General features: G+C 67.3%; 8 protein-coding genes. 2 read left to right on the top strand and 6 right to left on the bottom strand.

Going from position 1 to position 11,481, the window contains the following annotated elements:
- Nucleotides 1-160: 160 nt before the first annotated feature.
- Complete coding sequence (locus tag ACFVW8_RS05800) at nt 161-805, bottom strand: DUF1707 domain-containing protein (protein WP_389686406.1); 645 nt, start codon at nt 803-805, stop codon at nt 161-163.
- 169 nt (nt 806-974) lie between these two features.
- Nucleotides 975-2,678, bottom strand: a complete 1,704-nt coding sequence (locus tag ACFVW8_RS05805; protein ID WP_389686408.1) for a ricin-type beta-trefoil lectin domain protein — start codon at nt 2,676-2,678, stop codon at nt 975-977.
- A gap of 580 nt (nt 2,679-3,258) precedes the next feature.
- On the opposite strand from ACFVW8_RS05805, the gene ACFVW8_RS05810 reads away from it, so the two are divergent.
- Nucleotides 3,259-6,660, top strand: coding sequence for a CARDB domain-containing protein (locus ACFVW8_RS05810; protein ID WP_389686410.1), 3,402 nt, complete (start codon nt 3,259-3,261; stop codon nt 6,658-6,660).
- A 116-nt stretch (nt 6,661-6,776) separates the two neighbouring features.
- On the opposite strand, the gene ACFVW8_RS05815 is transcribed toward ACFVW8_RS05810, so the two are convergent.
- The 4 genes from ACFVW8_RS05815 to ACFVW8_RS05830 all read right to left on the bottom strand — a co-directional run bounded on the left by ACFVW8_RS05815 (nt 6,777) and on the right by ACFVW8_RS05830 (nt 9,848).
- Nucleotides 6,777-7,523, bottom strand: a complete 747-nt coding sequence (locus tag ACFVW8_RS05815; protein ID WP_389686412.1) for a vWA domain-containing protein — start codon at nt 7,521-7,523, stop codon at nt 6,777-6,779.
- An 85-nt stretch (nt 7,524-7,608) separates the two neighbouring features.
- The gene (locus ACFVW8_RS05820) at nt 7,609-8,523 is read right to left on the bottom strand and encodes an alpha/beta fold hydrolase (protein ID WP_389686414.1); all 915 of its coding nucleotides are present in this window, start codon (nt 8,521-8,523) and stop codon (nt 7,609-7,611) included.
- Nucleotides 8,520-9,113 carry a TetR/AcrR family transcriptional regulator gene (locus ACFVW8_RS05825; RefSeq protein ID WP_389686416.1) on the bottom strand — a complete coding sequence of 198 codons (594 nt, stop codon included), beginning with the start codon at nt 9,111-9,113 and terminating at the stop codon, nt 8,520-8,522. Before ACFVW8_RS05825 ends, ACFVW8_RS05820 begins: the two co-directional genes overlap by 4 nt.
- Nucleotides 9,114-9,209: 96 nt before the next feature.
- Nucleotides 9,210-9,848, bottom strand: a complete 639-nt coding sequence (locus ACFVW8_RS05830; RefSeq protein ID WP_389686418.1) for a LysE family translocator — start codon at nt 9,846-9,848, stop codon at nt 9,210-9,212.
- 616 nt (nt 9,849-10,464) lie between these two features.
- On the opposite strand from ACFVW8_RS05830, the gene ACFVW8_RS05835 reads away from it, so the two are divergent.
- On the top strand, nt 10,465-11,436 hold the full coding sequence (locus ACFVW8_RS05835) for a sterol desaturase family protein (RefSeq protein WP_389686420.1): 972 nt from the start codon (nt 10,465-10,467) through the stop codon (nt 11,434-11,436).
- The last annotated feature ends 45 nt before the right edge of the window (nt 11,437-11,481 follow it).

The following is an 11,481-nucleotide window of genomic DNA, read 5'->3' on the forward strand; positions in this document are numbered from 1 at the left end:
CAGGCGTCGTCAACGTGTAATTGACGATCCTTTCCCGAATGGGATCGGGGTTCGCCGGCCTCGCACGGCTGCGGCACCTACCGCCGACTTCTCCGTGCCGCGGCGTCACGGAAGCCGAACGGCCACCGATCGCATCGGCCTGCGCGCCGCCTGTCGGTGCTCAACTGCCGAGCTGCTTCGGTGTCCGACGCAGCCGCTCCGAGAGCTTCCGCCGCGGAGGCCGGGCGATGATGTCGCCTCCACGGGACTGCCCGGCCAGGAGTACGCGCAGGACAGTGGGGGCGTCGGTGTCGGATGCCGGCCGCACCTTGACGTCGCCACTGCTGCGCTCCAGACCGTCGGTGTCGACCACGATCCCGGGCCGGGTCACCAGGATCAGGTTTCCCCCGATGCGCAGATCGACATCGAGCCGAAGGGTGCTGTGGGTGATCAACGCGTCGGTGAAGTCGAGCTTCGCGTCGCAGAACATCAGGCGGATCTCCATGCGGCGCGGGACCAGCCAGCGGCCGGTGCGTGAGACATCGCCGAAACGCTGGTCGATCCGGACCAGATCCTTGGCTTGTGGGGGCATGCCCTCCGAGGGCAGGTCGGCGGTCAGCCCGGCCAGGTCTCCAGCGGTGCGGGCGGACAACGCCGCGTCCAGACGCTCGTCCAGCTCGGCGGCGGTCAGTCGCCCGTCTCCTGCGGCAACCTGCAAGATCTCCACGACCTGGTCCCGCTCCCGGTCGGACGCCCGCATGTCGGGCCTTTCGCCGGGACCGGAAGAGTCGTCATTCGGCCTGAGTTCACCCGTCATACGCGGCATTCTCGTGGACGGCCCGGACTCCCGCAACGTTGGTGATCGCACCGCCGGGTGGAACGGAGCCATCGTCGATCCCTTGCCCCATCGGCACGGGCCACGGCCACACCGTGCCGACGGGGAACTGCGTGCGCGGCCGAGGTCCGAACGGCCGCGGACGCATCGGGCCCCTGCGTTACTCGGCCAACGCCCAGACCTGGTTCTGCTGATTGGGGCGGGAGTTGGCGCAGGTAGCGACGAGCAGGGGATTGCTGTCCGTGGTCCGGGAGGCGTACGCATCCAGGCAGTGCCCGGGCACTCCGGAGTTCTCCAGAAAGCCGTTGCGCTGGTACATCCACTTCTGAGTGGCGCTGCCGTCACAGGGGTTGAGCGCGGCCCAGTAGCCGGTGTAGGTGTCGTTGCTGCGGCTTACCGCGTCGAGGCACTTGCCCAGGGCGCGGACGGTGCCGTCCTCCGGCAGGGTCCAGCGTTGGTTGGCCGCGGCGTTGCAGGTGTACAGGACGACCGGGTTGCCCCTCGCCGTGCCCGCGCCGCTGTCGTCGACGCATGTGCCGCCGATTCCGGTGATCTGCCCGGTCGGCTGCTGACCGGTGCAGCCCGCGCCGGGGGAGACGCGGAAGATGGCGGTGCCGTGCGGGGGGACTGTGGCGCTGATGGTGGCCGTGGTGGAGGCGGCTCCGGTCCAGAGGTCCTTGACCGAGGCGGAACATGCGTGGCCGCCCAGGAATCCGACATCGGTCAGCGTCGTGCTCGCCCGGACAGGCGTGGAGCCGCGGTTCAGGAGGGACACGGCGCGGTCGCCGTTGGCCAGGGGGCGGGCCAGTACGTCAGTGGTGCCGTTGCGCGAGACGACCCCGGCCTGCCGGCCGAGCGGGTCCTGGTCGATGGCGATGACATCCGTGTTGCCGATGGTGGCCAGGGAGTTGGCACTGAGCGAGGCGACGTCCGTGCTGAGGATCAGCGGTGAGGCCATCATCGACCAGAGTGCGAACTGGGTCCTGGACTCCTCCTCGGTGAGCGCGTCACCGGGGATGAGGAAGTCGGGGTCGTTCCAGCTGCCGGGGGCCGCATAGCGCGACAGCAGAGAGTTGTACGCGTACTGCGCCATGATCCCGGCGCCGTTGGTGGCCTTGTCCCACGCGGACCCTTCCGCATTGTGCATCTTGACGTCGTAGCCCTCGCGCCAGAGCTGCCCGCTCCGGGAGGCCGCGTCGATCACGTCGTACCAGTCGGACAGATCGGTGGCGCCGATGTAGAAGTAGGCGGGGGAGGACTCGGAGAACACCATGTCGCGCTTCGACGTATTGGCCTTCATCGCAGCCGCGAAGTCGTTGTATGCGTTGATGTAGCCGGTGGCGCTGTTCGCGGAGGACGGCATGTTGCAACCGTCGAGCTTGACGTAGTCCACTCCCCAGGAGGCGAAGAGGTTCGCGTCCTGCTGGAAGTGGCCCCAGCTGCCGGGGAAGCCACCGCACGTCGATGTGCCGATGTCGCCGTAGATTCCGAACTTGAGCCCCATCTTGTGCAGTCTGGTGCCGAGGTAGGCCATGCCGCCCGGGAACTTGGCGGTGTCGACGACGAGACTGCCGTCGCTGTCGCGTGCAGTGGTGGTCCAGCAGTCGTCGACGGTGACGGTGTCGTAGCCCTTCGCGGCAAGACCGGTGTCCACCAGTGCCTGGGCCTGGTCGAGGATGAGCTGCTGGGACGGGCCCTGGTCACCGCTGTTCGGCACGTTGGTGCCACAGCCGTAACGCGCCCAGTTGTTGAATCCCATCGGCGGTGTGAGGGCGAGGGCGTTGCCGTTCGGGCTGGTTGCCGTCGGGGATGCCTCGGCCGGCGGTGCAGTGACGGTTCCTGTCAGCACCACAGTGGCGGCCACGGCTGTGAGAGCAGCCTTCCACCTGCGGGACCGTTGGGTTCTCTTCATAGGACGCCGGTACTCCTGTGACTCGATGTGAGCATGACAAAGGTAGGAGCTGTCAGTGCAGTGCATGAATTGACGTACGTCAATAGATGCTTGAAATCCCAACTCTTCAATCATTGGCAATCATTGAATGTGCGTCAATGCCGTCAAGGTGGGTCGGCATGTCCGGAGTGTGGGTGATCCGTCGCCCTGAGGTCGGATGTGTAACCCATCGACAGCGTGATGGTGCATGACTTTGTCTGAGTGCGCCGGTCGGTGCCGATGTGAAGACCGTTGACAAAAGGGTGACCTGCTAGAAACCTGTCACCTCGACGCCGCAAAAAATTGACCAGATCACTCAAATTTCCAGGCAATGAGCGTGAGTTTTCCGGCAGTTAGTGCGCTCTCCCTCCTGCCGGCGTACCTGATCGCCCCCATCGGTGCACCGGCAGCCCACACCCGGCCCTCACCGGCCGCGTGACGCCGAACGCGTTGCGCGGCCGGCGACGTGCCGCCGTGTCCTCCCGGTCCCGCGGCCCACGGAACAGAGGACAGCATGAGACGGAAGCAATTCGTATGGCGGTTCCTCATCGGGGCGGTGACAGCCGCCCTGATGACGGTCGGGCTCCTGCCCGTAACCGCCTCGGCAGCGGCACCGGTCCCCGATCTCGCCCTCGGGAAGCACGTGACGACCAGCGGGTCGAACGGCGCCTACCCGGCCTCGAACATCACCGACGGCAGCCAGCAGACGTACTGGGAAGGGCCCGGCGGCACGTTTCCGCAATGGGTCCAGATAGACCTCGGTAACCGGTTCGACGTCGACCAGGTGGTGCTGAGACTGCCCAACACGTGGCAGGCGCGGACCCAGACACTCGGTATCACAGGCAGCACGGACGGCGACAGCTTCAGCGCCCTGTCCGCGCCGGCCGCACGCGCGTTCACCCCGACGGATGCCAACACCGTCACCATCGGCTTCACTGCGAAGCAGACGCGGTACATCCGTGTGCAGATGACAGCCAATACCGGATGGAGCGCCGCACAGCTCTCCCAGGTGGAGGTCTACGGGCAGGATGCCGGGGACCATCCCGGCTTGCCGGCCGCCGACGGCTCCAACCTGGCTCTGAACAAGCCGATCGAGGCTTCCTCCGCCACCCAGAACTTCGTGGCGGCCAACGCCAATGACGACAAGGCCGACACGTACTGGGAGTCGAACGGCTACCCCTCGACGCTGACGGTGAAGCTCGGCGCCGACGCCGATATCGAGGCAGTGGTCCTCAAGCTCTCCCCGGACCAGGCCTGGGCTGCCCGCACCCAGAGTCTCCAGGTTCTCGGCCGCGCCCAGTCCGGCACCGGCCTCACCTCGCTGAAGGACCGCGCCAACTACACGTTCAGCCCCACCGGCAACCAGAACACGGTGACGGTTCCCGTGACCGGCCGGTACGCGGACATCCAGCTCAAGTTCTTCTCCAACACCGGAGCCCCCGGCGCCCAGGTCGCCGAGCTCCAGGTCGTCGGGACCGCCGCCCCCAACCCCGACCTGACCGTCTCCGAACTGACATGGTCGCCCGCCTCGCCGTCGGAGAAGGACGACGTCACCGTGAGCGCCACCGTGCACAACGCGGGTACGGCGCCTTCCGCCGCGACGAGCGTCGACGTCAGCCTGGAGGGCGTGGTCTCAGGCAGTGCACCGGTGAGCGGTCTCGCCGCCGGCGCCTCGGCCACCGTGCAGGTCGACGTCGGCAAGCGGCCGATGGGCAGCTACAGCGTCTCGGCGGTCGTCGATCCGGCCGACACGGTCATCGAACAGGACAACAGTAACAACAGCCGCACCGCGGCATCCGAGCTCGTGGTCGCGCAGAGCCCCGGCCCCGACCTGGAGGTGCTCGGAATCACCTCCAGCCCGGCGAATCCGGCTGAGGGCTCCGCCGTCACCTTCACCGTTTCCGTACACAATCGCGGTACCACTGCGGTGAGTTCCTCGACCGTCACCCGCCTCCTCGTCGAGGGCACCACGCTGAACGGAGCGACCGGCGCGGTCCCCGCCGGTGGCACCGTCACCGTGCCCGTCAGCGGGAGCTGGACCGCGAAGACCGGTGGCGCCAATCTGACGGCCACCGCGGACGCGACCGACACCGTCGCCGAGACGAACGAGAACAACAACGTCTTCTCGCGTGCCATCGTCGTCGGCCGCGGAGCCGCTGTCCCGTACACCGAGTACGAGGCGGAGAAGGGCGACTACGAGGGCACCTTGCTGACCTCCGACAAGAAGCGCACCTTCGGGCACACCAACTTCGCCACCGAGTCCTCGGGCCGCCAGTCCGTGCGTCTCGACTCGACGGGCGAGTACGTCGAGGTCACCTCGACCGTGCCCTCCAACTCGATCGTCGTCCGCAACTCCATCCCCGACGCCTCGGGCGGCGGCGGGGCCCAGGCCACGATCAGCCTGTACGTCAACGGCACCTTCGAGCGCAAACTGACTCTCTCCTCCAAGCACAGCTGGCTGTACGGCGACACGGACAGCCCGGAGGGACTGACGAACAGTCCAGGAGGAGACGCCCGCAGGCTGTTCGACGAGTCCAACGCCCTGCTCGGCGCGACCTACCCCGCCGGTACGACGTTCCGTCTCCAGCGCGACGCCGGCGATTCGGCTTCCTTCTACATCATCGACCTCGTCGATCTGGAACAGGTGGCACCGCCGGCGGCGCAGCCGGCCGGCTGCACCTCGATCACCAATTACGGAGCTGTCCCCAACGACGGGATCGACGACACGGACGCCATCCAGCGGGCCGTGACAGCCGATCAGAACGGTGACATCGGCTGCGTGTGGATTCCGCCGGGGCAGTGGCGGCAGGAGCAGAAGATCCTCACCGACGACCCGCTGAACCGCGGGCAGTACAACCAGGTCGGCATCAGCGACGTCACGATCCGCGGTGCGGGTATGTGGCACTCCCAGCTGTACACCCTCACCCCGCCGCAGGACGCCGGCGGGATCAACCACCCGCACGAGGGCAACTTCGGCTTCGACATCGACGACAACACCAAGATCTCGGACATCGCGATCTTCGGCTCCGGCACCATCCGCGGAGGTGACGGCAACGCCGAGGGCGGCGTGGGCCTGAACGGGCGCTTCGGCAAGGACACCAAGATCACCAACGTCTGGCTGGAGCACGCGAACGTGGGCGTGTGGGTCGGCCGCGACTACGACAACATACCGGACCTCTGGGGACCCGGCGACGATGTCGAGTTCACGGGAATGCGGATCCGCAACACCTACGCGGACGGCATCAACTTCGCCAACGGCACCCGCAACTCGACGGTGTTCAACTCCTCCTTCAGGAACACCGGTGACGACTCGCTCGCCGTGTGGTCGAGCAAGTACGTGAAGAACCCGTCGGTGGACATCGGCCACGACAACCATTTCCGCAACAACACGATCCAGCTTCCCTGGCGGGCCAACGGCATCGCGGTCTACGGGGGGTACGGCAACACGATCGAGAACAACATCATCTCCGACACGATGAACTACCCCGGCATCATGCTGGCGACGGACCACGACCCGCTGCCCTTCTCCGGACAGACACTGATCGCCAACAACGAGCTGTATCGCACGGGCGGGGCGTTCTGGGGCGAGGCCCAGGAGTTCGGTGCCATCACGCTGTTCGCGTCCGGTCAGGACATCCCCGGCGTCACGATCCGGGACACCGACATCCATGACTCCACCTACGACGGGATCCAGTTCAAATCGGGCGGCGGATCCGTGCCCGGGGCAAAGATCTCGAACGTCCGTATCGACAACTCCGTCAACGGGTCGGGAATCCTGGCCATGGGAGGCGCCCGGGGCAGCGCGACCCTGACCGATGTGACCGTCACCGGTTCGGCCGACGGCGATGTCGTGGTCGAACCAGGATCACAGTTCGTCATCAACGGCAGCGCCGGTAGGGCGTCCGCCAGAAAGTAGTCCGCGTCCGCGACCCGTACACGACCGGCCCCGGCCGGCGCGCTCGCCGGCGTGCCGGCCGGGGCCGCGGAGCGATCGCGGATACCCGCGGGTCGGCGATCCCTGCCGGATGCCGGTCACTCCACGATGCGGGCGGTGCGGGCGGCGGTCAGCCACTCGGGGAATTCCCCCAGCAGCCGGTCGTAGAGCTGGTGGTCGGTGGTGGACTGCGGCGAGCGGCCGGCGTGGAAGAAGCCGGCGTTGTCCACGACCCGCCGGTCCGGGACAGCGAGAGTGTCCAGCTTGCGAAGGAACGCGAACTCGTTGTCGTCGGGATCGCCGAAGCCTATGAACTGCCAGAACAACGGCAGCGCGGCTGCCTTGCACAGGTAGCGTTCAGCGGCGAACCTGCTGGTGGGGCCGCCGTCGGTCTGGAACACGACCAGGGCGGGGGAGCGGCTGCCGGATGCCGCGTAGTGGTCGATGACCTCGTCCATGGCCCAGTGGTAGTTCGTGCGTCCCATGTGGCCGAGATTCTGGTGCAGCTTCTCGATACGGGTGCGGTGCCGGCCGAGGGCCAGATCGGTCGAGCCGTCGACGTCCGTGGAGAAGAACACCACCGGCACGATGCCGTCGTCATCGAGATGGGCCGACAGCGAGAGCACCTGTTCGGCCAGGTTCTGCATGGTGCCGTCCCGGTAATACGGCCGCATGGACCCGGAACGGTCAAGTACCAGGTACACCGCGGCCCTCACCCCCTCCAGTCCCTGCCTGCGGAGGCTGTCTCCCGCCGCCTTGTACAGGTTCACCAGGTCAGGTGCACGCTCTTGCACTTTCGAAAGGCTGATAGCTGGGGCGGGCCCACTGCGGTTCGTCGCGGTCACTCCCCTATGGTGAGGCCTCTCGCCCGCGCGGTCGCACCCCGGGTAGCACCTGCCCGCCCGGCCACAGCGCTCCGCCGCACCTGGCTCAGGCGCTGAAGGCCTTTCGCAGGAGTTCGCCGAACTCGGCGGGGTGTGTGGTCAGGCCGGTGTGCCCGCCGGGGAAGTGGAGGAGTTCCGAGCCGAGACGCTCGGCCAGGAAGGGAGCGGGACGGTAGGACAGTTCGCCGCGTGAGTCCTCGCCGACGGCAAGCACCAGACGGTCCGAGAGCGCCTCGAGCCGGCGGATGTCCGGGACGTAGGACATGAAGGCAGGCACAATGCGTCCGACGAAGTACGGCAGATCGGCCATTGTCTGCTGGGCTCGCGCCGCCGCCTGGGGCGGAAGCTCGATGCCGGCCTCGACCTCGGTGCCGGCCCCGGCCTCGGGTCCCGCATCGGCGTCGATCCCGTCCCCCGGTCCCGCATCGGCCCCGGCCTCCGGCTCGCCCGTGTCACCGTCCTTCTTCAGACCTGCGGCGAACACCGCCATCGCGGGCATGAGCCCTTCCGCACGGAACGTCGCGGTCACGCGCCCGATGAGCGCGCGGTGTTCGGGGGAGTCCGGCAGGACCTCCACCATCGGCGGCTCGTGCGCCACGACCCGTGTGATGCGTCCGGTACGGGCGGTGAGCAGATGCACGGCGGTGATCGCCCCCGAACTGGCGCCGAATACGCGGGCCGGCTCGCCGGGCGAGAGCAGTTCCAGGATCCGGAACGCGTCGTCGGCGTGCTCCGCCACTCGCTGTTCGGCCTCCGGATCGTCCAGCGGGCTCCGGGACATGCCACGCGGGTCATAGGTCGCGACGGTGTATTCCTCGGCCAGATCCTCGGCGATGCCGTCGAAGGAGGCCGCGCCCCCTGTCCCTCCGGGGATCAACAGCAGAAGCGGCCCCTGGCCGCGCACCTCGTAGTGCAGGGTCGCGCCGTTCACACGAAGGCAGCCGACGGTCGGTTCGCTCATGCTGGGGCTCCATCTCGGGAGGCGGGCCAGTGCTCGAGGAGGGTATGGAGGGCTTCGAGGGCGCGCCCCCAGGAGCGTTGCGGTGAACGCTCGTGCCCGAATCCACCCGCCGCCTCCAGGGCAACGAAGCCGTGAAACGTGCTGCGCAACAATCGGACGGCGTCGGTCAGGTCGGGCTCGGCCAGCCCGTAGGCGCGCAGCATGCCGTAGGTCAACTCGATCGCGCGCCGCGGCCCGGGCGCCTTCGCCACCAGCTCGGGATCGATCTCCATCGGCGTCTGCGTCGCCATGTAGCGCCCCGGATGCTCCTGGGCGTACTCCCGCCAGGCATTGGCGAACGCGACCAGCGCGTCCCGGCCCGCGCGACCGGCGGTCGCCTCGGCGATCCGGACCGTCTTCTCGTCCGCCGCCAGCAACGCGATCCGCCCCCGCAGATCCTCAAGGCCACGGACGTGCGTGTAGAGACTCGCGTCCTTCACACCGAGCCGACGGGCCACCTGAGACATGGTCACCCGGTCGAGTCCCACCTCGTCCGCCAGCTCGGCGCCCGCGATCGTCACCCGCTCGACTGTCAGACCGGCCCGTGCCATGCGTCCTCCAAAATGACCCTAGGGCCTCTAGTTGTAAACTAGGAGCCCTAGGATTGGCAACCAGGAGGTCTTCGCCCCGACGCGGTGAGGGGTGCTTCAGTCCTTGCGGCCGGTGGCAGCGACGGTGACGCCGAGACCGATCATTGCGAGTCCGCCGGCCCCGCCCACCAGGGAGAGGCGCTTGGGAGAGCGGGTGAACCAACTCCGTGTGGTGGCCGCGACCAGCCCCCACACGCTGTCGGAAACCACCGCGATGACATTGAAGACAAGGCCGAGCAGCAGCATCTGCACTGTGACGTGCCCCTGCCGCTGGTCGACGAACTGCGGCAGTACGGCAGCGAAGAACACGATGGTCTTGGGATTGGCCACGCCGACTGCAAACCCCTCCCACAACGTGCGCAGACCGCCGTGGGCGGGGCCGTCACCGGCGAACGCGGCGCGCAGCGAAGCGCGCTGCCGCACAGCCTTCACGCCGAGGTACACGAGGTACGCGGCGCCCAACAGCTTCAGTGCGGTGAAGACGAGGGCGGAGCGTTCCACCACGGCCCCGACTCCCAGAGCGACGGCCACCACCAGCATGTAGGCGCCGAGCGTGTTCCCCACGACTGTTGTCAGTGCGGCGCGACGGCCCTGGGCAAGCGCCCGGCCGATCACGAACAGCACACTGGGGCCCGGGATCACGATCAGTGCGAACGACATGGCCGCAAAGGCCAGCAAGCGCTCCGTGGACACCATGACGAACCGCCTCCGGTCACACATAGGGCGTGCCGTCCACTGACGGCACGCACGGTCGGCGAAGCATCGCCGCCCCGCCCCTCGCGCCCATGTCCCCCTCGGCCAAACCGGGTTCAAGGCTGCCGGCAGTTTAGCGATCGTCCGCTGAAAGGGCATCGACTGTTACGGACGGTCCCGACGGGGCTCACCCTGCCACGTCAAAGGTGCCCGGCCGGAGTCGCGCCCGCTGCGAACAGGTTCGGTTTCGAAGGGTTTACCGCCAAGAGGGAATGAAGCGAAAAAAATACTAAGTAACCCACACCGGCGACAGTGAGGCTTCCCTCTATTTCATCTCGCCCGGACGTCCGGTTCAATGGTGGTGAGGTCAGCTGCAACGGTCGGGGGAAAGTTATCGTGTTGCCGGTCGAGGATTGAATCCGCCGAAAGCGGAAATGCATCTATCGAGCTTGTGCGGAACGTAGCAGGCGAGCTCGCCACGTCACATCAGGACCAGCCCATTCTCGTGTACCCGCATCCACCTTGAAGGGTGTGTGGGTGCTTCGTGTCCAAATTCCGTACGCCCCTGGGCTTTCCGGCTTCCCCTTGAGGTCGGTGAGCCCCGGTCCCCCTTGCCGCGATGCAGGCGGCGCGGCCGGTCACCCATTCCACGGAGGTGTTTCGGGTGTACGAATACGAACGGCACACCGGCGGGTACATTCACCCCTCGCGGCGATTATCGGCCAGGTATCAGTACCGAAGAATTCTACGCGCCTTGGCTTACCCCCTGCTCCTTTCGGCCACTCTATCCGTGGTTGCCGGTTCGCTGATTCTGCACTGGGACCCCGGACGCGTCAGCCCACTCTTCCTCGTGGGCACACTGCTCTACCTGGCCGCCCTGGAAGGACTCATCCCGCACCGTCGCGACTGGCACCCCAGCGGGCCGGAATGGCGCTGGTACGGCGTCTACTTCCTCCTCACCATGACGGGCAGCGCGCTGGCACAAGTCGGGGTGACGGCCATGGTCGGACGGCTGGCACCGACCGACCCGGTGCTCCCTCTGTGGGCCGAGATCCCGGCCGCCCTGCTGAGCGGTTCGCTCGCCAGCTACCTGGTTCACCGGCTCGGGCACACCAACCCTCTGCTGTGGCGGTTGCACGGTGTGCACCACGTACCGCAGAAGGTCAACGTCGCGAACAACGGTGTCAACCATGTCCTGGACATCGTCCTCGCCCAGGGTGCCGTCCAACTCACCCTGGCGGTGGCCGGTTTCTCCCGTGAGTCGGTGCTTGCCACGGGGCTGTTCGTGGCCGCGCAGGGCTACTTCGTGCACGCCAACATCGACGTACGCATCGGCCGGCTCAACCACGTCCTGGCCAGCCCCGAACAGCACCGACTGCACCACAGCACGGATCTGTCCGAGGCGGGTCACTACGGCTCCGACCTGTCGTGCTGGGACCACCTCTTCGGAAGCTTCACCTGGCGGCCGGGCCGAGAGCCGGCCGCGGTCGGTCTCGGCGATCCCAGCTCGTTCCCCGGAACCGGCGAGATCCTCGGGAGCCTGCTCCATCCGTGGCGCCGCACGAAGCGGCGCGGCGGCAAAAGCATCTGACCTCCGGGTTCCTGGCCCTGCACCACGGATTTCGGCGCTGCCGTC

The sequence above is a fragment of the Streptomyces sp. NPDC058221 genome (assembly GCF_042882365.1).
GTDB lineage: Bacteria > Actinomycetota > Actinomycetes > Streptomycetales > Streptomycetaceae > Streptomyces.